Source organism: Thiohalomonas denitrificans (assembly GCF_900102855.1).
Taxonomy (GTDB): Bacteria; Pseudomonadota; Gammaproteobacteria; order Thiohalomonadales; family Thiohalomonadaceae; genus Thiohalomonas; species Thiohalomonas denitrificans.
Map to the genome: position 1 here is coordinate 1 of NZ_FMWD01000009.1, position 21,614 is coordinate 21,614.

Sequence of the window (21,614 nt, forward strand, 5' to 3'; positions counted from 1 at the left end):
CCGCGCAGATCACTGAGATCGAGAAATCGGTCTATCTGGCGCAAGAGGTGGTTTTCGGGGATGAACTGCTCAATGTTGAAGTCGTAGAACAGTTCGTTTTGCGAGCCTGGCAGCTGACCCATCATCGGCTTCGATCCCAGAATGAGTTCTAGCACCGATTAGATCACATCCATGATCCAGCGCCAAGCTCGCCAGTTTTTCAACAGAATCGGCCGACTCCGGCCATTCACCAAAGCTTTCTCGAGCGGCTGCTAGTGGCCGGCTTCGGGCCCGGTCCGCTGTCAACCCAAAGCGGTCATTCGTGCTGTGGCAAAGTCAAAAGGCAAGGCTTGACCCCGCGGGCACCCACATCTTAACCAATATTCCCCGAAGAGGATGAGCGGCGTAGCCTCACGACATCCAGGTCAATGACGCGCGAATTCATCGGCTCAAAGTACCCTTCTGGCAATCCGGCCAGGTTCTCTACGTCTCCCGCAGATAGACCAAAGCGTTCTGGCAGCGATTCTCGGGGCACGATACCGGATTCGATGATGAGCCCAATCGCTCGTCGTAACAGTCGCGGTTGCTCAGGCACAAGTTGATCATCGAGTGGTTCGGATTTTCCGCCGAACCGCGCCGACTTACGCTTCCAAAGGTTGAGCTGCTCACGTTCATCTATCAATTTCAGAGCTCCAAGTCGCATTTGCATGGCTGCGACGGAAACTTTCCAACGTGGCTTGAGTGCCAGCAGCGTGTCCAAGCTCGGCATGGGCGGAATTTCCGCCGAGAAAGACTCTGCGGGCATTAAAAAGGCGCCTGCAAAGTAGTGCGCCTGTCGCTCCATTTCCTTGTGATTTGCCTGGGCGACTGGGGGGGAAATGTTTCGGTGAAGTACGATATGTCCCAGCTCATGCGCGGCATCGAACCGACTGCGAAATCCGTTGGCTTTTTCGGCATTTAGATAGACGAATGGTCTCTCGTTTAGGCTGCACCAGCTCGAAAGCCCTTCGATACGTGCAACTCCAGTGAGTTCACGGACAACAATTCCACCGGCATTTTCTATGGCGAGGACGACATCCGGAACAGGCCCTAGGCCTAACTTCCAAAGCTTTCTGCACTCCGATGAGGCAACTTCGATTTCCTCATCGGTTATCTCTAGAGGGGTCCGAAAATCGCGCTGTGGGAAAACGACGTTAGGATATTCGACAAATTCGCTAAGTTGGGCCGCGAGTTCCTTTGCCCACGTATGGCGTGCTGAAAGAAGTGATCGAGCCGACTTCAAAGCCGATGCATTGCTTCGAAACAAGCGCGCACTTGCATCAGATTCAATGAGCGGTCGCAAAAACCAGTCTGGCTGCACGTTTACGGCTCGTGCAAGCTTGGAGAGTCCGTCGGTCGTGGGTTCCTGCTGACCACTTCTCCACTTGCTAATTGAGCCGGCAGAAACGCCAGCGATTGCCGCGAGCTGCACTTGTGAGAGGCCGCGGACATCAAGCGCCTGCGAAAGGCGCTCAGGTCGGAAGCCGATTACGCCGCGTTTCATGACGATGACTTCCCATCTTTCATGACAGCCTGCTTGAGGCGAACCTGCGCAATATCCCGTTGTTCCGCTGGTTGTGCATAGCGGGTAACGAAAGATGTTAGCGGTTCGCTGAACAGGCGCTCAGACAACATCGTATTCATTACCGAGATTTCGACGGATAGCGGGCGTTCCGGTTGCACACGAACACTGCCACTGAATACCGACACGAAGAAAACCGCCATCGTTGGGCCCGTACTCGGGATGCCGAACATGTCTGGCTGAAATAGGCGTTCCACCCACTGATTGTGGCTGGCTAAATCAAGCCGGCGTTTGCTTCGTTTGGCATTGTTCCAGGTCTTGCTACTGGTGGCAAAACGGCCCAGTAGAAGTGGACCCAGCTGCCCGATTATGATGTCGTTTCCCCGGACAGGGTTATGCTCTATCCCAGCCATGTCAAGTGCGAACGCAAATTGTTCGTTAGAGTGAAAGTGCCTCGCTTGACCAAGGAAGCTTGAAATATGGCCTTCGTGTCGGTGTGCGCTATCACGGTATGCGCGCTCACCGGCCACAATCAAGCCATCATCAATGGAGTGGCATAGATCGTGGGGAAGGTGCGTCAGTAGCTTGTCGACGATAGTTTCTTCTGCTTGCAGCCCCATGGCGTGACCCTGTCCAAATTTCCCGAACGCGAATTTACATCAAAAATATTTCCCAATCAAGGATTGGTCGCACGGGGGTTCCTGTGGGTTTTTCTTTTTATGTCAATGGATGACTGCTCTTGGTCGTTTTCCGCCTGTGCGGCTTACCACTGGTCAGTCAGCAACCCCAAGCCGCAATGCCCAACTAAAAGGTGAGGGCATCTGGCGAGATAGAGGACATTGCCCCACTCTTATTCGTGCTTGAAAATGGCTTGTTCGATGATGCGATCGCGGGCCCCCTCACGGGGCTTGATCACCTAGAGGACCACGAAGGAAGGGAGTTTCCCGAGGAGCCATGTTTGGTGTGGGGACGCTGTGAGTGCACCAGAGCGGTACCGGAACTCGTCGGGCGCTGGTCGTCGGGTATGTTAGTCGAAGTAGGGCCAGGAGAATTTCAGTCGTGCCGGAGAGGGACCGGAGGTCCCTTGCTCAGGGGCTCGCCGCATCAGGGTGAGTCGGGTCTAAGCCCCAGAAAAGCAAGGAAAAAAGATGGTGGCCAGGGACGGAATCGAACCGCCGACACGGGGATTTTCAATCCCCTGCTCTACCGACTGAGCTACCTGGCCGAAGGGCGGGTATTTAAGCGGGTCTCGGCCTCGAAGTCAAGACGGTTACTTTTCAGGCGCGGTGTAGCCTTCGGGTGCGCTGCTGCCTTCGCCGAAGAAGAAGCGCTCCATCTCTTTTTCCAGCATTTCGCGGTGCTTGGGATTCATCGGCGAGAGACGGTATTCGTTGATCAACATGGTCTGCTGCTGAAGCCACATCTGCCACGCCTCTTTCGAGACGTTCTCATAGATGCGTTTGCCCAGTTCGCCCGGATACGGCTGACGCTCGAGCCCTTCAGCCTCTTTGTCCAGTTTTACGCAGTGCACCATTCGAGTCATCGTTCACTCCATTTTTCGATAGGGATAAGGCCGGCAGTCGGCCGATCCAAGTTGATTGAAACAGTAGGGTTTTATACCAGACCTGAACGCTGGATTCCACGGCGATACGGATTTTCGTCCAATTAGCGGCCATACAGTAACTGCTGACTCCCCCGTCATTTCTGCGGAGGCGGGGATCCAGAGAGCAGCGGCATGGCTCAAACTGGATCCCCGCCTGCGCGGGGATGACGGCCCGCCTGCGCGGGGGTGACGGTTCGCCGGCGCGGGCACGACGAATCTCCTGTGCCGCGCATAATCAACCGGGCGAACAGTTACGCCATACATCGAATAAAGCGGGTACAAATCTTTGCACAAGCATCTAATCATAGCGTAATCGATATCGGGGAGTTGCACTGCCCCGTACCGCAAAATTGGAAGTCACGAGTCAACAGGTTCAGTCACTGCCTCCAGGAGGCGGCGAACCGGCGCTGGCAGCCCGCGCTGGAACAGCTCCTCCGGCAGGTCCCAACTGAAATCACCCCTGTCCTTCACTTCGGTTGCGGTTTTGGCGCGACAGAGCACCGTGCTGATCGTCAATCGAAAGTGGCTGAACGTATGGGTGATCTCCGGACCGACGGTCGGCTCGGAAGCCTCGAGCCCGAGCGATTCGCGGCACCAATCCAACAGGGATTCGTCGGGATCGTGCTCCGGGAGACTCCAGAGACCGCCCCAGATCCCGGTCGGCGGTCGCCGCCAGAGCAGCAGACGGCCGTTTGCATCCTGCGCGATCAGCATCGTTGTTTCGCGAAGCGGCAGGGTCTTGCGCGGCTTGGGTGCGGGATAGCGGGCCTGGGTTCCGGCCTGCCGGGCCTGGCAATCGGAGCCAAGCGGGCAGGCTTCGCAGTCCGGCCGTCCGCGTGTGCAGAGGGTCGCCCCCAGATCCATGATGGCCTGTGTATAGTCGGCGATCCGGCTATGGGGGGTGTGGGTTTCCGCCCACTCCCAGAGCTGGCGCTGAACGGCTGTGCGCCCTGGCCAGCCGTCGACCGCGTGATACCTCGCCAGCACCCGTTTGGCGTTGCCGTCCAGAATCGGCTGGCGCTGGCCCAGGGACTGGGCGAGGATCGCGCCAGCCGTGGAGCGCCCGATGCCGGGAAGCATCATCAGGTCATCGATGTGCCCCGGCAGCTCCCCCTGCCACCCCCTAGCCACCTGCCGCGCAGCCTCGTGCAGGTTGCGGGCACGGCTGTAGTAGCCCAGACCGCTCCAGAGGGCGAGCACCTCGTCCGGCTCGGCCTCGGCGAGTTGTGCCAGGGTCGGGAACCGTTCGGTAAACCGCTCGAAGTAGGGGATCACCGTTGCGACCTGGGTCTGCTGGAGCATGATCTCCGACACCCAGACCCGGTAGGGCGTTCGCTCCCGCTGCCAGGGCAGGTCCGTTCGTCCATACTGGTCAAACCAGGCGAGCAGTCGCCGCGCAAACGAATCCATCTGACAGGCTCCTAGCGGAAGAGCCCTTCCAGGCGACCCTTGAGCTTCTCTTCGAGCTCCTCGCGCAGCTTGCCCTTCTCCTCTTCGACCCGCTCTTCCACCTCCTTTTCAACCCGTTCTTTCAATACCGATTCCACATCCACGCGGAATTTCGGGTCCTGGAAGGTACCGGTGATCCGAAGCGGTATGGTCACGCCTTTCAACTCCTCGAGTTCCTTCCCCTTCTGCCCCTCAAGCGAACCGACGATGGCGGTACGTACGCGGTAATCGAGCTCTTCGGAGACCAGATTCGCCGTCCCCTGACCATCGATCCGCAGCAGGGGCGATTTTGCGTTCAGGTCCTGATTGCTAACCAGTCCGTCCTTGATGTTGAAGGTGCCCTGCAGCAGGGCGAAGTCGGTCTCCTGCGCCTCCTCTTCCGGTGCCGGTCTGCCCTGGTATTTGGCCAGCGCCGTGCGGATCAGATGGGCGATGTTGATGCCCTTGACCGTACCGTCCCGGAACTCGAAGGCGGCGTTGCCGTTGAGGGTGCGACGGACACTCTCCTGCTCCAGCCCGCGCGCACTCAGCTTGGCGCTGACCGAGGCAGTGCCGGTCACATGGGCCTCACCCATCATATCTTCCAGCAGCGGGCCCGCCTGGACGCCATCCAGGCGCTCATCCATACCGAGGCGCGGCACCTCTTCGCGGACGTCGAAGACCACGTTGCCCTGGTAGGTACCGCCATAGAGCCTGGCGCTCGCGGGGTGGGCGCGGAACAGGCCTTTTTCGGCCCGCATGGTCACTCGAATGTCGTCGGAGCGAAGATTGGCGGCCTGAAGCTGGCCGACCCGGACCGTGCCGTCGATGTCCATCGAACGCAGGGTCTCCACCGGCAGCTGAGCGGCGCCGGCCGCAGCGGCACCGCCCGGGGTGGCCGGCTGACGGCTTTCCTCCTCCTCGGGAGGGGGAAGATAGCGGTCGACATCAATGGCATCGACAAGCAAGTCGAAGCGAATCACGGGCGCGGCTGGCTGACCGAAAGAGGCCGAGCCGGTGAGGTTGGTGTCGTCCAGCTGGGCCTTGAGATCGGCCAGCGAGATGCGCTCCGCACCAGCCTCGAAGCGGGTGGTCAGCGTGGCCTTGCTGAGTACGCTCGGGTCGGAGGGTTGCGGCAATTCGATGCCGAGTCCCTCGACCACTTCGGAGGGTACGAACGGCTCGATCTCCAGCTGGCCGGACGCACCGGGCTCATCGAGGAGGTTGCTCGCCGTGGCCTGCAGTTTTGCCGACAACCCGAGGACATTGATCGACAGCGCATCGAGATTTGCCGTGCCATCGGAGAGCGAGGTTTCAAACTGCCCCTCCATAGAGGCGTCCTTCAGCGCCGCCGGCTTCGCCTCCAGCCCGAAACCGGCCAGCAGCGTCGCCAATGCCTCCGCATCCTCCGTGGCGACACGGATGGTGCCGCGGGCATCCGGCAGCTCGAGGATGCGCGATGCCTCTGCCTCACCATTCAACTCCGCACCGTAGGCGCTCAGGCGCAAGCTATCGAGCCGGGCAGTCTGTTCATTGAAATTGGCCGACAGCGTGCTGGCGAGCGTGGCCTGCAAGCGGTCGTTCGGAAATAGCGGGCTTTGCAGGTCGGTTTCCAGCCGGGCATCGTCCGCGCTATACAGGCCGGTATCGGGGTTGAGCATCAGTTGTGACTCGAATGCCACCTCCCCGCTCAGCTGCGGCTGGTTGGATTTAACCGTGAAACGGAACTCCAGGGGAAAGGGCTCACCCAGCTCGATGGCGCCGCTCTCCAGATCGAAGGGGGCCACCTCCACCTGGCGACCGGTCATCGCATCGTCCCAGACAACCCGAGCGTCACTCACGGCAAGGCCGCCGATGGCGAGTCCGGCCAGCGGCTGCCCCTCGCGCTGATCGGCGGGTTCCTCTTCAGGCTGTTCCGCGGCCTCGGCGATCAGGTCATCCCAGTTGGTCCGGCCCTGCGCATCACGGGCCAGGCTGAGCCGCAGTCCGTCCAGAACGGCCGTATCCATCTCCACCTGCTGCCGGAGCAGCGGCAGCAGCTTGACCCGGACCTCGGCATTTTCAACGGTGGCGAAGGGATCGGGGCCGAAACCCTCCGCATTGCCAAGACTCACCTCGTGGATTTTGACGCCAATCCAGGGGAACAGCGACAATTCGATATCGCCGCCGATGGTCAGTTCGCGCCCGGTCTGCTGCTCGACCACATCGCCGATCTGATCCCGATAGTCATTCGGGTCGAAATAGAGAGGCACAACGATGATTGCGATGATCAGCAGCAGGACAAGTGCGCCGGCGAGAATGGCCAGCCATTTGAGTACGCGTCGCATATAGTTTGGGTCCTTCTAAGGGCATCTAGGAGCCTGTCCAAGAATAGAAGATCTTCGGCTCGGGCATCCTGCTTCGCTCTAACTCCTCCATCCTTGAAGTCATGCGGCCAAGCCGATTTGTCCAGAGTTCCCGCTCATTTTCCCAATCAGTCTTGCAGTAACGTTCACTGTTCTTGGACAGGCTCCTAAAGATAGTAAACGCACAACGGAGATTATGCAGCAGGTATACCGGTTGCCTCCGGGGTAGGAGCACACTTTGATGCGGCGGTGTAGGCCGAATGGAGCATGTTACCGGGCATTGATTCGGTGAGACTGGGGAAAGAGGGGGGACGAGCTGCCCTCGGGGCTTCGTATCTCGCACCTCTTACCTGCATTAGGGATGGAGCGGGTGATGGGAATCGAACCCACATTAAGAGCTTGGGAAGCTCCCGTTCTACCATTGAACTACACCCGCCTTGGCCGGACCATCGGCCCGCCGATAATAGCACTTCGATCCGGGCCTTCCAAGAAGAGAGACAGGCCGGGCATTTAGCCCTGAAAATTCACGAATTCACCGCAAAGACGCCAAGAGCGCAAAGAGTTCAAATTGCTTATCGGCATACATAACCAAAACAACGGAAGCGGCAGAACCGCGGCGATAATGCCAAGATGCCTTGTTCAAAGCTTTGCGTCCTTTGCGTCTTTGCGGTGAATAACCTGGGTTAGTCACCGTTCGGACTCTCTGCGGGTACCTCGTTTCCGGGTTTTACCGTCGCCCTGCGAAAGGGGTTTGACGGCGGATCTGCCTGCCGCTAGGCTTTGCCGCCATGGAAATCATCGTAAACGGCGAATCCCGCCGGGTCACCGAAGGCTACACGGCTGCCCGGTTGGTGGAGGAGCTCGGCCTGTCCGGGCGGCGGATCGCGATGGAGGTCAATCGCGAAATCGTTCCCCGAAGCGACTATGAGCGTCACGTCTTCGACGACGGAGATCGGGTCGAATTGGTCCACGCCATCGGCGGCGGATAGGACTCGCGTTATAATCAGCCTTTTCCGGGCACACGCCCACCGCATTCAGGAAGCAGCCCCATGCCCAACATGCAGAACGATCCGCTGGTGATCGCCGGCACCGAATACCAGTCCCGCTTGCTGACGGGTACCGGCAAATACAAGGATCTGGAAGAGACCCGAGCGGCCACCGAGGCGGCCGGTGCGGAGATCGTCACCATCGCGATTCGCCGCAGCAACATCGGCCAGAATCCGAACGAGCCCAATCTTCTCGAGGTGCTGCCGCCCGACCGGTACACCATCCTCCCCAATACCGCCGGCTGTTACACCGCGGAAGATGCGGTACGCACCTGCAAACTGGCGCGGGAGCTGCTGGACGGGCACAACCTGGTCAAGCTGGAAGTGCTGGGGGATGAAAAGACCCTCTATCCCGACGTGACCGCCACGCTCGAGGCAGCCGAAACCCTGATCAAGGACGGCTTCCAGGTGATGGTCTACACCTCCGATGACCCGATCATCGCCAAACGTCTGGAAGAGATGGGCTGCGTAGCGGTCATGCCGCTGGCGGCCCCCATCGGCTCCGGACTGGGCATCCAGAACCGCTACAACATCATCGAGATCGTCGAAAACGCCAATGTTCCCATCCTGGTGGATGCCGGTGTGGGCACCGCCTCCGATGCCGCCATCGCGATGGAGATGGGTTGTGACGGCGTACTGATGAACACCGCCATCGCGGCAGCGAAAGATCCGGTGCTGATGGCTTCGGCCATGAAAAAGGCGATCGAGGCCGGACGCGAGGCCTACCGGGCCGGGCGCGTGCCGCGCAAGCGCTACGCCAGCGCCTCCAGTCCGCTGGAAGGCACCTTTTTCTAAGGGCTAAAAGCTTAGCCACCGAGCACACCGAGAACACAGAGGATTAAAAAACGTCTCTGTGACCTCCGTGTGCTCGGTGTGCTCTGTGGTTAAAAGATCCCGCCGTGACCGAAAAAGAACCACACCACCGCCGTATCCGTTCGTTCGTGCGCCGCGAGGGACGTTTCACGCCCGGGCAGCAGCGTGCCTTCGACACGCTCTGGCCGCAGTACGGCATCGAAGCCGACGGGTCACCGATTGATTTCGACGCCGTATTCGGGCACCGCGCGCCGCGCATCGTCGAGATTGGTTTCGGTAACGGCGAAAGTCTGGCGGCCATGGCCGCCTCCCATCCCGAAAACGATTATCTGGGCATCGAGGTCCACCGGCCGGGGGTCGGACGGCTGCTGCAGCAGCTGGAGACGGAGCACATCGCAAACGTGCGGGTGATGAGCGAGGATGCCGTGGAGATCCTGGAGCGGCAGATCCCGGACACTTCGCTGCACGGCCTGCTGCTGTTCTTTCCGGATCCCTGGCACAAAAAACGCCACCACAAACGCCGCATCCTCCAGCCGGCCTTCGTCCAGCTGGTCCGACGCAAACTGGAGCCGGGCGGCTTCTTCCATATGGCCACCGATTGGGAGAACTACGCCGAGCAGATGCTGGAGGTGATGAGTGCCGCCGAGGGCTTCACCAACACCTCCCCCAGCAGTGATTTCGTTCCCTGCCCCGACTATCGACCGAAGACCAAATTCGAGCGCCGCGGCGAGCGGCTCGGCCACGGGGTCTGGGACCTGGTCTTCGAAAAGATCGACTAGGAGCCTGTCCGAGAATAGCGACCGTCACGAGGGCAAGACTGATTGAGTCAAATTTTTCGGTCATTTGAGGCGAATACGACTGCATGGACGCAGTCGTTAGAGCGACGCAGGAGCCAAAGCCAAGTGGTTCTATTTAACGAGAATGAGCGGGAAATCTGGCCAATCAGGCTTGGCCGCAGCAGGTCAGTCTATTCTCGGACAGGCTCCTAATCCCTCTTCCATCCGGAGCATTCCGCATCGAAACAGAGGCGGGAGCAGGCTCCCGCCTCCAAAGCGTCGGCGCGATTTACCTCCGCCGCAGACGAGCGGCAAGCAGGACCGGAGTCAACAGCAACATCCATAGGTCGAATGAACCACCGCCACCACCGAGACCAGGCCGGCTGCCGCTGAACATCGGCTGCTCCTGATCGACACGGCGGGAAGGCACTGGTGCCTGCCCGCGCTGCTCTGCCGCCGCACGTTCCAGATGGCGTCGATCACGATTTTTGTGCTCAATACCTCGCTGCTCGAACTGCTCATTGCGCATCACCACCATGGATGTGTAATCGGTCACCAGCCCGAACTCGATACCCAGGTCGACGATCGCCTGTTCGAGGTCCGCCTGTGCACCGAAGTCCGCCATACGCTGCTGCATCTCGTCGATTGCGGCGTAGGCCCACAGCCGCTCGATCTCGGGATTGGCCCTGGCAACCGCGGGAAAGTCGAAACGGGTCGAATAAACCGTCTCCCGGCCCGAGATGCGACCCTTGAGCGTCACCTCGGCTTCACCATCGCCGAAGTAGTGGCCGAACAGCACCAGCTGCTGGCCCCGATAGAGGCTGCCGATCTCCGTGGGAGCGAGGTCCGCCGTCTTTACGCCCTTGATACTCACCTCCACCCCGTGCAGGGCCTTGTGCGTCACCTTTGAAACAGCGTTGAGCACGTGACCGACAATGTCGTCCGAATTGGAGACATTGATGGCGAATCCTCCGGAGTGTTTGGTAAGGGCCTCCAACAGCGGACGGTTGGCGCTGTTGCCCATGATGAAGGTGAACAGCCGGACGTCCTTTTTGGTGAGCAAATCGATAAAGTCACGCTGGGCGGTATGTCCCACATTGGCGACCCCGTCGGTCACCAGGACTATGGCGTGGGTTCGGTCGGCATCCATGTCGGCCAGCGCCTCGGCGATACCGGCGTAGAGATTGGTACCGCTGCCGGGCTGCACCTTGTCCATTTCGTCGACCCAGAGTCTCACCGCTTCGGGAGTCGCGTTGACGAACCCCGGCGTCAGCTCTCGGGCGCGGTCATTGAAAAGGATGAGGCGGAAGCGATCCGTCGGGCGCATTTTGCCGATGGCCTGGCTGACCCCGTCCGCCAGGGTGGCGAATTTCCCCTGCATCGAGCCGGAGACGTCGAGTACGAAGGTCCAGTCGGTGCCTTGGCTGATCGGACCCAGATCACCCCCCGGAGTAACGGTGAGCATGAAGGTTCCGCGTTTGTCTGCCTCCGGCTTGAACGCCACCAGATCAACGGAACCGGGCAGTCCGGGCTGATGTCGCCAGTAGACCACCAGATCCTGGTCCAGGGAAAAGACCGCACCGTTCCCTGTGTCGGGATCAAAGGCCTTGGCGTTTCCTTCCTTCTCTGCGGCGATCTGTCCCGCGCCCCTTTCCAGATGCACTGTCCATTCACCGGAACCGTTACGGGTGACCTGTGCCCCCGGATGGTTGGGCAAGCGAACGGCATCGACCGGATAGCCGGAGCGCAGCTTCAGATCGAAGCTGAAGTGATGACTCACATTACTGTTAGCGGTCCAGAAGGCCAGCTTCTCTTCATCGACGCCGCCCTCTTCCAGCGGGTAGACATAGCGCCCGACGCCGGTGTCGACCATGGCGGGCTGAAAGTAGACCAGACGGATGCGCGTCTGCTGTTTCGCCCGCACCGGCGAGACGCTCACCTCGAAGGTCCTGTAGGCGTCTTTCTCGGTCAGACCCGCCTCGCGTCCTGCCGCCTTTTCCTCCTCGTAGGCGCGGCGCGCTTGCTCCTTTTCCAGGACTTCTCCCACCACGGGCTGGCCATCAATCCACATCGTAAACTCTGCCACAGAGGCGCGGTCGGGAACGGGAAAGGAGTAGATCGCCTCCAGATCCCGATCGTGAGGATTTGCAAAGATCTGCTCCACCTCGGTGATGGCGTAACCCTCCTCGATGGTGACCGTCACCCGATGGTCGCGAACCTCCAGAGACGGTAGCGAACCATCGACGGCAGTGAGAAGACCAGCGGCCTGGGCCAGTCCGGCGGCCAGCATCATCAGGAGGGCAAATAGCCCCTGGGCCAATATCGAATTTCCGGTTTTCATCCTATCGCTCCTATATTGAACAATGTTCAATTTCAGGTTGAGAAAAGGGGACAAGGCCCCCGGAACACTGCATCCAAAAAGTTCTTGAACAGTGTTCAATTTCTTTGTAGCATGAAACTATACAACGTTCAATAACTAACTGCCGAGGAACGAAATGGCACGACGCAGCGACCACAGCCGGGAAGAGATCCGTGAAATGACGCTCAATGCAGCCGAGGAGCTGGTGTCCAAACAGGGATTGACGGGCCTCTCGGCACGCAAGATCGCCACGGCAATCGGCTATACACCCGGCACCCTCTATCTGGTGTTCAAGAACCTCGATGAACTGATACTGCACCTTAACGCGAGAATCCTGGACCACCTCTACGCCTATCTGGAGGCCCGGCAGTCCGAACAGGGAACGCCGCGCGAACGACTGGTCACCCTGGCACACGCTTACATCGATTTTGCCACCGCCAACACCCCGCTCTGGAATGTCCTTTTTGAAGACGTCGTGGCGGATGCCGATCAACTACCGGCCTGGTATACCGACCGCCTCACACGTGTTTTCGGCCTGGTCGAACGTGCCTTGTCGCCACTCGCCGACCACCACAACGAAACGACCATCCGCCAGGCTGCCCGCGTTTTGTGGGCGTCGGTACACGGCATCTGCATTCTGAAAATCCGCCAGCGGCTGGATCTCGCCGGCGGCCAGAGTGTCGAGGAGATGGCGGAAATGCTGCTTGACAATTTCCTCGCCGGTTTCAGCGCGCGGAAAAGCTAGCAGCCTGTCGGACTTAGGTGCCCGTAGCGAGCAAGGTGGGAGAGTGAGACCAAATTTTCACGATTTCGAGGCGCATACGACTACATGGACGCAGTCGTTAGTGCGACGCAGGAGCCAAAGCCGAGTTGCTCTACGCAACGAGAAATCGGGGAAATTTGGGCCGCTCTCCCACCGGCGCATGCCTACAGGGATGTAGGCATTAGACAACGCAGGAGCATGTTGTCGAGTAGGAGCATCCTAAGTCCGACAGGCTGCTAGACCATCGAGACGAAGAGAAAAGATCGGCAGGTGAACGCCTGGCGGCCGGAAATACTGAAGGAGAACAGATATGGAATGGTTCAAGAAACTGTTGCGAGTTGTCCTCACCACCCTTTACAAAGTGGAGGTCCGTGGCCTGGAGAACCTGGAGCGGGCCGGTCCACGGGCCCTGATCATCGCCAATCACACCTCGTTCCTGGATGCGGTGTTATTGACCGCATTCCTGCCGGGTGAGCTCACCTTTGGGGTGAACACGCATATCGCCAACAACCGCTGGTTCAAGCCCTTTTTTGCCCTGACCCGCATTTTCCCGATGGACCCGACCAATCCACTCTCGGTGAAATCACTGGTGCGCTATCTCAAAGGCGACCGGCGTGCCGTCATCTTCCCCGAGGGGCGCATCACCGTGACCGGCTCGCTCATGAAGGTCTACACCGGCCCCGGCATGGTGGCCGACAGGGCGGATGCCCCGGTTGTTCCGGTGCGCATCGAAGGCGCGCAGTTCACGCCGTTTTCACGCCTCAAGGGGCGTGTGCGGCTGCGCTGGTTCCCGAAGGTGACCCTCACGATTCTCGAACCTCGCCGTATCGATCCACCCCAAACGGTACGCGGACGCGATCGCCGCAAGGCTGCCGGGAAGGCTCTGTCCGACATCATGACCGAGATGGTTTTTGCGACTTCGGACCACGACCGTACCCTGTTTCAGTCACTGCTGGATGCCCGCCGTGTCCACGGTGGTCGCCACCACATCGTGGAAGACATCCAGCGCCGGCCGCTCAGCTACCACCGCCTGATTGCCGGCGCCCTGACTCTCGGCCGACGCCTGAAAGCCGATAGCGAGCCCGGCGAACACATAGGCCTGCTGCTGCCGAGCAGCAACACCACCGTGGTCACGTTCATGGGACTTCAGGCTTACGGCCGCGTTCCTGCCATGCTCAACTACACCGCAGGTGCCAAGGGAATGATCGCGGCCTGCGAGACTGCCCGTATACGTACCGTGGTGACCTCGCGGCGCTTTATCGAAGCGGCCCGGCTCGGCGAAGTCGCAGCCATGCTGGGTGAGCATGCACAGATCGTCTATCTGGAAGATTTTGCCGCGCAAATCTCTGCCTTTGAGAAGCTGTCCGGATGGGTCGGGGCCTTCTTTGCCGACGTGCTTCACCGGCGGCATACTTCACGGGATCCGAACGCCCCCGCCGTAATCCTCTTCACCTCCGGTTCCGAGGGGACACCCAAGGGCGTTGTCCTCTCCCACGCCAATCTGCTCGCCAACCGTGACCAGTTGGCCGCTCGAGTGGACTTCAGCGCCCAGGACATCATCCTCAACGCCCTGCCGCTGTTCCACTCCTTCGGGCTGACCGCAGGCACGCTGTTGCCACTGTTTTCAGGAATGAAGATCTTCTTCTATCCATCGCCGCTGCACTACCGAATCGTTCCGGAGATCGCCTACGACGTGAATGCCACGGTGATGTTCGGTACCAATACCTTCCTGGCCGGCTATGCGCGCTTTGCTCACCCCTACGACTTCTATTCCGTGCGCTATGTCTTCGCAGGCGCCGAGAAACTGGCCAAGGAGACGCGGCGGGTCTGGTCGGAAAAATTTGGCGTACGCATCTTCGAGGGTTACGGCGCCACCGAGACCAGCCCGGTACTGGCGGCCAACACCCCCATGGAGAACCGCCCCGGGAGCGTCGGTCGTTTCCTACCCGGCGTCGACTACCGACTGGAACCGGTACCCGGAGTCGAAGAGGGCGGGCGACTGTATGTCGCCGGGCCAAACATCATGCTGGGTTACCTGCTCCACGAAGCTCCCGGAAAGCTGGTGCCCCCCGCCGGGGCGGTTGGTGCGGGCTGGTACGACACCGGCGACATCGTCAGCATCGATGAGGAAGGATTCGTCACCATCCTTGGACGCGCCAAACGTTTTGCCAAGGTGGGCGGTGAAATGGTTTCGCTTACGGCCACCGAGGAGATGGTCGCTACGGTCTGGCCCGATGCAGCGCACGCAGTGGTCGCCCTGCCTGATCCACTGAAAGGTGAACAGCTGGTGCTGCTCACGGAACACCCGGAAGCGGAACGCGCTCCGTTGCAGCGCCACGCCAGGTCCCAGGGCATCGCCGAAATCACGGTGCCGAAAAAGGTGCTGCCGATAAAGCACCTTCCGCTGCTGGGTACCGGCAAACTGGACTATCCGGCCATCAAGGCCGCGGCCGAAGCCGCCCTGGCCGAGAGCCCCGCCACGGTGGAGGTTTTGTCATGACCCGCGCCGTTTTTTCACTGCTCATCGCGCAGTTCCTGACCGCATTCGCCGATAACGCGATTCTCTTCATTGCAATCGCCACGGTGATTCAGGCCGCGGAGGTGGGCGAGTGGTACAAACCCGCACTGCAAGCCTCATTCCTGGTCGCCTTCGTACTGCTCGCCCCCTGGGTGGGGCGCCTGGCGGACAAGCGGCCAAAGGCTGAGGTGCTGATGGTGGGTAACGTGCTGAAGGCGATCGGCGCTCTGATGATGCTGGCCGGCATCGAACCACTGCTCAGCTATGCCGTGGTCGGTATCGGGGCAGCTATCTATAGCCCCGGCAAATACGGCATCCTCCCCGAACTGGTCCATCACGACCATCTGGTCAAGGCAAACGGGTGGGTCGAAGGCTCGACCATTGTCGCGATTATCCTTGGCGCCGTGATCGGAGGGCACCTCGCGGACATCAGCATCCCGGCGGCCCTTGGGATGGTGACCTGCTGCTATATCGCCTCACTGATAGCCACCCGCTTTATTCCGCGCATTGCCCCACACCGGGAGGTCACCGGTTCGGCCGTAGCCCACTTCGGCCGCACCCTGCGTCAGTTCATGCACGGTAGCCGCGCCCGATTCGCAATGCTGGGCGCTTCGGTTTTTTGGGGCGCCTCGGTGGTGCTACGGGTAATGCTCACGGTTTGGGCCCCGGCGGTTCTTATGATGACGGCCACCGGCGACATCGCCAACCTGGCGGTCTACATCGCCCTGGGTATCGCCGCAGGCTCACTGCTGGCCCACAAGTTGATTCCCCTGGATTTTGTTCGCCGCGCCCGCTTCGCAGGCTATCTGATGGGTGCCGGCGCAATGGCACTGGCGGTGACATCAGACCCGATGCTGGCCAAGGCGGCCCTGGTCTTCTGCGGCGTCATGGGCGGTATCTTCGTGGTGCCAGTCAACGCCGCGCTACAGGAGATCGGCCACCACACCGTGGGTGCCGGCGGTGCCGTGGCAATCCAGAACTTTTTCGAGAATCTGGCAATGCTGGTGGCGACGGCCGTTTACACCGGTCTGCTCATCTTCGACTTGGACCCCGTGATCATGATGGCCGGGCTCGGTGCCCTGATAATGATCGCCACCCTGGCCATCTCGGTCAGGCTGCCAAGCGATCCCGAACCACGGCCCGTGTCGGCAATTGAAGAGCCGTTGGCACAAAAAACGGAGTAGTTGGTGTGGGATTGTTCAGCATTCCCGGTGTCTTGCAGTGATTCATGTAGCTCGCCGGTGCATGAAAGGCACAGGCAGGAGTCCGGCCAGGGCTCCATAGAAGTGTGCATCCACGACCACGGCGGCCCCGATCAACTGGGCAGTGAGGGCGTCGGCGCCTCCGAACCACTGCTCCCAGAGCACCTTGGCCGCCAACAGCAGCAGCACAAAGCCGGCCAGTCCGTCGTGATCCTCAATCAGCGCCATAGCGGCGCCAAACACAAACAGCCCGTGCAGAACCCCGGAAAAGCCGCCATACCAGGCCAGGTCCGGACTGAGCCAAAGCAGGGCCAATCCGGTGGCGAAAGAGCACCACAGCAGGGCCGTGAACCAGATTGCGGGCCGCCACCAGGGTTCGAAGAGACGCCAGGCGATCACCACTCCCACACTGTTCAACAGCAGGTGTGGCCAACCCAAATGGGCGAAATGGGCACTCAGCAGCCGCCACCACTCGCCTTCCAGTACTGCTTCGCGCCGGTAAAGCCAGAGATCACTGCCGGTCAGTTGCGGAAGCAGAAAGAGCAGCAGCGGTACGGCGGGCAGCAGCCAGCCGAACCACCCCGGTTTGTGTGAGGTCAAGGGCATTTCCGTTATTATGGCCCGAACTTGCTCCCGAAATCAGGAACCCGCATGCTTCCCCCTCCTGCATGCGATTGGTAACCGGCGTCACACTGTTGCACTTTGGTCGTGAACTTATGAAACATTCGGGGCAAAAAACCATCCAATCGCCGGGACGGCAATAGGGATGCACCTCTTAGCTTCAATGGCCAAACCTCAAAGACAAACCGGCTTTACCCTGCTTGAAGTGCTGGTGGCGCTTGCCGTCCTGGCGCTGGCGCTCGGCACACTGATCAAAGTCGGCGGAGACAATGCAAACAACGCGGCCTACCTGCGAGACAAGACCTTCGCCCACTGGGTCGCGATGAACCGGATCTCGGAACTGCGGCTGGAGGAGCAGTGGCCCGCTACCGGCCGACGCCGTGGTGACTCGGAAATGGGCAACCGGGAGTGGCACTGGGAGGCCGAAATTTCCGCGACCTCCGACAAGGCCATTCGCCGGATCGAGGTTTCCATATTTCCCCTTGAGCAGCGCGAAAACCCACTGGTACGACGGATCGGATTCCTGCCGGAGCCTCAACGATGAGGCGGCAGCGCGGCTTCACTCTGCTGGAGTTGCTGGTGGCGCTGGGAATCTTCGGCCTCGTCGCCGCTATGGCATTCAGCGGACTGCGGACGGTGCTGGATGCAAGGGAGCAGACCGCCCGGCACGCGGAAAGGCTTGCCGAGCTGGAGCGCACCATGCTGTTTCTGGGCCGCGATGTGATCCAGACTGTTGACCGCCCGATCCGCGATGAACTCGGAGACACCCGCCCCGCCCTCAGCGGGGGCGAGGGGCACCCCGCCCTGGAGCTGACCCGAAGCGGCTGGGCCAATCCCACCGGCGCGCAGCGCAGCACCCTGCAACGGGTGGGATGGGAGTTCAGGGAGGAGCGCCTGTACCGATCCGCCTGGCGGGTACTCGACCGCGCCCATGACAGCGAACCTTATTCGGTGCCGATGCTCAGAGGAGTACGGGAGCTCACGATCCGCTTCCTCGATGCCGATCGGGAGTGGTCTGATAGCTGGCCTCCACCGGAGGAGAATACTCCAACCCTGCCCCTGGCGATCTCGGTTTCACTGGAACTGGAGGACTGGGGAGCCGTGGAGCGTCTCTGGATGGTTCCGGGAGGCGGGGTATGAAGCAGCGCGGCGTCGCCCTGGTAACGGCACTGCTGGTGGTCGCCCTGGCGACCACCGCCGCCGTATCGATGGTGGCCCGGCAGCAGGTGGATATCCGCCGCACCGGCAACCTGCTGGAAGGCGAGCAGGCGTATCTCTATCTACTCGGTATCGAGGACTGGGCCACACAGATCCTGCGCCAGGATCAGGAAGACAGCGACATCGATCACCTCAACGAGGATTGGACCACGATCTTGCCACCCATAGAGGTAGAGGGTGGTCAGGTCGGCGGCTTCCTGGAAGATCTCCAGGGCCGCTTCAACATCAATAACCTGGTGAAGGAGGGTCGCGTCAGTGAGCCCGACCTGCACACCTTCCGGCGGCTGTTGGCGGCTCTTTCTCTCGATGAGGAACTGGTCGAGCCGGTCATCGACTGGCTGGACGCCGACGTCGAGCCCATGGTCCCGTCAGGTGCCGAGGACGGCACCTATCTGGCGCAAAACCCCGCCTACCGCACCGCCAACGGGCTGATGGTCGATGCCAGCGAACTGCGCCTGGTGGCCGGCGTCGATGCCGAGACTTGGCAGGTGCTGGCCCCCTATGTGACGGCACTGCCGGGACGCACGGCGATCAACGTCAATACCGCTTCGCTACCGGTGCTGATGAGCCTGGCGGATGAACTCACCGAGGCCGATGCCGAGGCACTGGTGGAGGCGAGGGGCGATGAAGGGTTCAAATCGGAAAGCGCCTTCTTCGAGCAGGAGATGGTTGCCGGCCGCGAAGTGACGGAGATTGCGGTCTCCAGTAATTGGTTTGGCATCCATGGTGATGTCGAGGTGGGACGAATCCGACTGCGCATGCATAGTACACTATGGCGTGGCGAAGATGGCGCGAGTCGCATCTTGCGCCGCGCACAAGGGGCTTTTTGATGAAGGAAACCATTTACATCCGCCTTGTTGGCCGTCCGGACGAGGCAGTGGCGTGGCGGGCTGAAGGCGAAGGCGGAAGCGAGCAGGGCCGATCTCCGCTGGGCGATATCGCCGGCCGTGCCCAGGGCGCCCGTGTCATCGTGCTGGTACCCGGCACCGATTGCCTGCTCACCTCTACCAAGGTCCCCACCCGCAAACGCCAACGAGTCATTCAGGCCCTGCCCTTCGCCCTGGAAGATCGCATGGCCGGCGATGTCGAATCCCTGCATTTCGCCGTCGGCCACATCGAAAGCGATGGTACGGCGCATGCGGCTGTCGTCGCGAAGGAGCGTATGGACGAGTGGCTGCGCCAACTGCACGATGCGGGCCTGCGGCCCCATGCGCTGCACCCCGAGAGCGTGACACTGCCATTTGAACCCGGAAACTGGTCGCTGCTTCTGGGGCCTGATGAAGGCCTGCTGCGAACCGGAACCAACGAAGGGCTCGGTCTCGATATCGATTCTGTCGAGGAGATGCTCGCCATGGCCCTCGAGGGTGCCGCAGAGCGCCCCGATGGCATCCGGTTGTTTGACTGTCGCAAGGGTGAAGTCGGCACCCCGGCGCTGGTCGATGACATCCATTTCGACACGGAGCAGTGCACGGATCCGCTCGCGGTACTGGCACGCGGGGTCCGCGAAACCCATCCGGTTAACCTCCTCCAGGGGGATTACGGGCACCGCGAAGAGCTCGGTCGCCGCTGGCGGCCGTGGCGCCACGCCGCGATCCTGGCGGCAATCATTTTGACGATCCAGGGGGTTCTCTCGATCCAGCATTGGTGGCAGCTGAGCCAGGATGACGCCCGGCTAGAGACCCGGATAGAGGCCCTCTATCGGGATACCTTCCCGGATGCGCGCCGGGTGGTCGCACCACGCCAGCAGATGCAGCAGCACCTTGAAGCCCTGCAGCGCGGTGGCGGCTACGACCCGTTCACCGGGCTGCTGGCGGCCGTCGGCCCGGTCCTCGACCAGACCGAGGGCCTGCAATTGCAGGGGCTGCGCTATCGCGACGGGCAACTGGAAATCGATCTGACCCTTGGCAATCTCCAGAGCCTCGACGCCCTCAAGGAGCAGCTCGTAGCCACCGGCGGGCTCGAGGTCGACATCGCCAGTGCCACTGCCCGGAATAACCGGGTGGAGAGTCGGCTGACCATCCGGGGGGGCACGGCATGAAACAGTTTATGCAAAACCTGCAACCCAGGGAGCGTCGCACACTGCTCGCCGGAGCGATCGCTCTCGCCCTGCTGCTCCTCTACGTAATGGTCTGGGAACCGTACCGCACGCATATCGCACAACTCGAGAAAGATGTGGCCGAGCAGCGCGCTACCCTCGCCTGGATGCGCCAGGCCGCGGCGGAGATCAAGGAGTTGCGCGGTAGCGCTTCCCGGCCGGTGACGAAGACCAGTTCACTGCTGGCGACGACCGACCGTACCGCTCGCAGCCATGGCTTCTCCGGGGCACTCAAGCGGATTCAGCCGGATGGCCAGCGTTCGGTACGCGTCTGGCTGGAAAACGCCCCCTTCGATGACGTGATGCGCTGGCTCGGGACGCTGATGGAGCAGCACGGAGTCTCCATCTCGTCACTGGTCGTGGATCCCGGAGAGTCGGCGGGCCTGGTCGATGCACGACTCGTCCTGGAGGAGAGGACATGAAACGCACCGTCGGTTATCTGGCCCTCGGATTGGTCGCCTATCTGCTGTTTGCCGTGATGATGCTGCCGGCGCAAAAAGCGCTCGGGTTCGCAGTCCCGCAGCTGAAATCCCAGGGTGTGTCGATCGCCGCTAGCGGAGTGGCCGGCAGCATCTGGTCCGGCCGCATGGACGCCCTCAGTGTTAACGGATTCGGACTCCAGCAGATCCGTTGGGACCTCAATCCGCTCTCGCTGCTGACGGGGCGTATCGGCGGCGACTGGAACATGAACTGGCAGGGTGCCCGGCTACAGGGCTACGCCAGTGCTACCCCGGATGGCCGGGCGCTATTGAAAAATGTTCAGGCCGATTCACCGGCGGATGAATTTGCCGGCTTCATACCCATTCCTCTCAGCCTGGGGGGGAACATCACCCTTGACCTGCAGGAACTGAGGCTGGAAGAGGGTCGCCCGGTCTCCGCCGAGGGGACCGCCATCTGGACTGATGCCGCTTTCATCGCCCCACTGGACGCCTCCCTGGGCGATCTCCGCGTGGTACTGAAACCGCGTGAAGGCGGAGGCGTCGACGCCGAAATTCAAGACGGAGGCGGTCCACTGCGACTGGAGGGGACACTCAAGCTCGAGCCGAACGGCACCTACCGATTGAACGCAAACCTCGGTACCCGCCCCGGCGCCAGTTCCGCCCTCGAGGAAAATCTCGCCATGCTCGGCCGCCGTAATCCCGAGGGTTTCTATAACGTGGTCCACCAGGGCCGGATCTGAGTGTAGGGTGGGTCAGGCGCTCTGCCTGACGAAAGTCGCCGCGAGGGCGCGCCTCCTACCCGGTGAGGTATCGCCGTCCTCATAGGGTGCGTTAGGCACGCCGTGAC

General features: G+C 61.0%; 19 protein-coding genes and 2 tRNA genes. 12 read left to right on the forward strand and 9 right to left on the reverse strand.

The features are described from left to right. Window positions 1-352: 352 nt before the first annotated feature. The 7 genes from BLP65_RS13405 to BLP65_RS13435 all read right to left on the reverse strand — a co-directional run bounded on the left by BLP65_RS13405 (window position 353) and on the right by BLP65_RS13435 (window position 7,352). A complete protein-coding gene (locus tag BLP65_RS13405) occupies window positions 353-1,522 on the reverse strand; it encodes a helix-turn-helix domain-containing protein (RefSeq protein ID WP_092998242.1) in 1,170 nt (389 codons plus the stop codon). Beyond that, complete coding sequence (locus BLP65_RS13410) at window positions 1,519-2,160, reverse strand: hypothetical protein (protein WP_092998244.1); 642 nt, start codon at window positions 2,158-2,160, stop codon at window positions 1,519-1,521. The genes BLP65_RS13405 and BLP65_RS13410 overlap by 4 nt, the downstream gene beginning before the upstream one ends. A 529-nt stretch (window positions 2,161-2,689) precedes the next feature. After that, window positions 2,690-2,765, reverse strand: a tRNA-Phe gene (locus BLP65_RS13415). 45 nt (window positions 2,766-2,810) lie between these two features. After that, the gene (locus BLP65_RS13420) at window positions 2,811-3,083 is read right to left on the reverse strand and encodes an oxidative damage protection protein (RefSeq protein ID WP_092998246.1); all 273 of its coding nucleotides are present in this window, start codon (window positions 3,081-3,083) and stop codon (window positions 2,811-2,813) included. A gap of 417 nt (window positions 3,084-3,500) precedes the next feature. Further along, a complete protein-coding gene (gene mutY, locus BLP65_RS13425; RefSeq protein WP_092998248.1) occupies window positions 3,501-4,553 on the reverse strand; it encodes an A/G-specific adenine glycosylase in 1,053 nt (350 codons plus the stop codon). 11 nt (window positions 4,554-4,564) lie between these two features. Further along, window positions 4,565-6,898 carry an AsmA family protein gene (locus BLP65_RS13430; RefSeq protein WP_092998250.1) on the reverse strand — a complete coding sequence of 778 codons (2,334 nt, stop codon included), beginning with the start codon at window positions 6,896-6,898 and terminating at the stop codon, window positions 4,565-4,567. Between the two features lie 380 nt (window positions 6,899-7,278). Then, a tRNA-Gly gene (locus BLP65_RS13435) sits at window positions 7,279-7,352 on the reverse strand. Between the two features lie 352 nt (window positions 7,353-7,704). On the opposite strand from BLP65_RS13435, the gene thiS reads away from it, so the two are divergent. The 3 genes from thiS (at window position 7,705) to trmB (ending at window position 9,554) form a co-directional block, all read left to right on the forward strand. Next, window positions 7,705-7,905 carry a sulfur carrier protein ThiS gene (thiS, locus tag BLP65_RS13440; RefSeq protein ID WP_092998252.1) on the forward strand — a complete coding sequence of 67 codons (201 nt, stop codon included), beginning with the start codon at window positions 7,705-7,707 and terminating at the stop codon, window positions 7,903-7,905. A gap of 60 nt (window positions 7,906-7,965) precedes the next feature. Continuing rightward, entirely contained in the window at window positions 7,966-8,757 is a 792-nt protein-coding gene (locus BLP65_RS13445; RefSeq protein ID WP_092998254.1) for a thiazole synthase, read from the forward strand. A gap of 104 nt (window positions 8,758-8,861) precedes the next feature. Continuing rightward, entirely contained in the window at window positions 8,862-9,554 is a 693-nt protein-coding gene (trmB, locus tag BLP65_RS13450; RefSeq protein ID WP_092998256.1) for a tRNA (guanosine(46)-N7)-methyltransferase TrmB, read from the forward strand. 286 nt (window positions 9,555-9,840) lie between these two features. On the opposite strand, the gene BLP65_RS13455 is transcribed toward trmB, so the two are convergent. Next, entirely contained in the window at window positions 9,841-11,892 is a 2,052-nt protein-coding gene (locus tag BLP65_RS13455) for a VIT and vWA domain-containing protein (protein WP_092998258.1), read from the reverse strand. A 154-nt stretch (window positions 11,893-12,046) separates the two neighbouring features. Between BLP65_RS13455 and BLP65_RS13460 the strand changes: the two genes are divergently transcribed. From BLP65_RS13460 to lplT, 3 genes are all read left to right on the forward strand, one after another. After that, window positions 12,047-12,655 (forward strand): TetR/AcrR family transcriptional regulator, encoded by a 609-nt coding sequence (locus BLP65_RS13460; protein WP_092998260.1) that lies wholly within the window; start codon window positions 12,047-12,049, stop codon window positions 12,653-12,655. A 328-nt stretch (window positions 12,656-12,983) separates the two neighbouring features. After that, entirely contained in the window at window positions 12,984-15,173 is a 2,190-nt protein-coding gene (locus tag BLP65_RS13465; protein ID WP_092998262.1) for an AMP-binding protein, read from the forward strand. After that, a complete protein-coding gene (gene lplT, locus BLP65_RS13470) occupies window positions 15,170-16,375 on the forward strand; it encodes a lysophospholipid transporter LplT (protein WP_092998264.1) in 1,206 nt (401 codons plus the stop codon). The genes BLP65_RS13465 and lplT overlap by 4 nt, the downstream gene beginning before the upstream one ends. A 42-nt stretch (window positions 16,376-16,417) precedes the next feature. On the opposite strand, the gene rrtA is transcribed toward lplT, so the two are convergent. Continuing rightward, complete coding sequence (gene rrtA / locus BLP65_RS13475) at window positions 16,418-16,993, reverse strand: rhombosortase (protein WP_175452583.1); 576 nt, start codon at window positions 16,991-16,993, stop codon at window positions 16,418-16,420. Window positions 16,994-17,177: 184 nt separating this feature from the next. Between rrtA and gspI the strand changes: the two genes are divergently transcribed. Genes gspI through BLP65_RS13505 form a run of 6 tightly spaced genes read left to right on the forward strand, consistent with a single transcriptional unit; the run spans window position 17,178 to window position 21,507 of the window. Continuing rightward, window positions 17,178-17,558: a type II secretion system minor pseudopilin GspI gene (gene gspI / locus BLP65_RS13480; protein WP_245688338.1), complete on the forward strand. Its 381-nt coding sequence runs from the start codon at window positions 17,178-17,180 to the stop codon at window positions 17,556-17,558. Further along, complete coding sequence (gene gspJ, locus BLP65_RS13485) at window positions 17,555-18,154, forward strand: type II secretion system minor pseudopilin GspJ (protein ID WP_092998270.1); 600 nt, start codon at window positions 17,555-17,557, stop codon at window positions 18,152-18,154. The genes gspI and gspJ overlap by 4 nt, the downstream gene beginning before the upstream one ends. Continuing rightward, a complete protein-coding gene (gspK, locus tag BLP65_RS13490) occupies window positions 18,151-19,062 on the forward strand; it encodes a type II secretion system minor pseudopilin GspK (RefSeq protein ID WP_092998272.1) in 912 nt (303 codons plus the stop codon). Before gspJ ends, gspK begins: the two co-directional genes overlap by 4 nt. Continuing rightward, complete coding sequence (gspL, locus tag BLP65_RS13495; RefSeq protein ID WP_175452584.1) at window positions 19,062-20,270, forward strand: type II secretion system protein GspL; 1,209 nt, start codon at window positions 19,062-19,064, stop codon at window positions 20,268-20,270. Before gspK ends, gspL begins: the two co-directional genes overlap by 1 nt. Further along, entirely contained in the window at window positions 20,267-20,749 is a 483-nt protein-coding gene (gspM, locus tag BLP65_RS13500; RefSeq protein WP_092998276.1) for a type II secretion system protein GspM, read from the forward strand. The genes gspL and gspM overlap by 4 nt, the downstream gene beginning before the upstream one ends. Then, window positions 20,746-21,507 (forward strand): type II secretion system protein N, encoded by a 762-nt coding sequence (locus BLP65_RS13505; RefSeq protein WP_092998278.1) that lies wholly within the window; start codon window positions 20,746-20,748, stop codon window positions 21,505-21,507. Before gspM ends, BLP65_RS13505 begins: the two co-directional genes overlap by 4 nt. The last annotated feature ends 107 nt before the right edge of the window (window positions 21,508-21,614 follow it).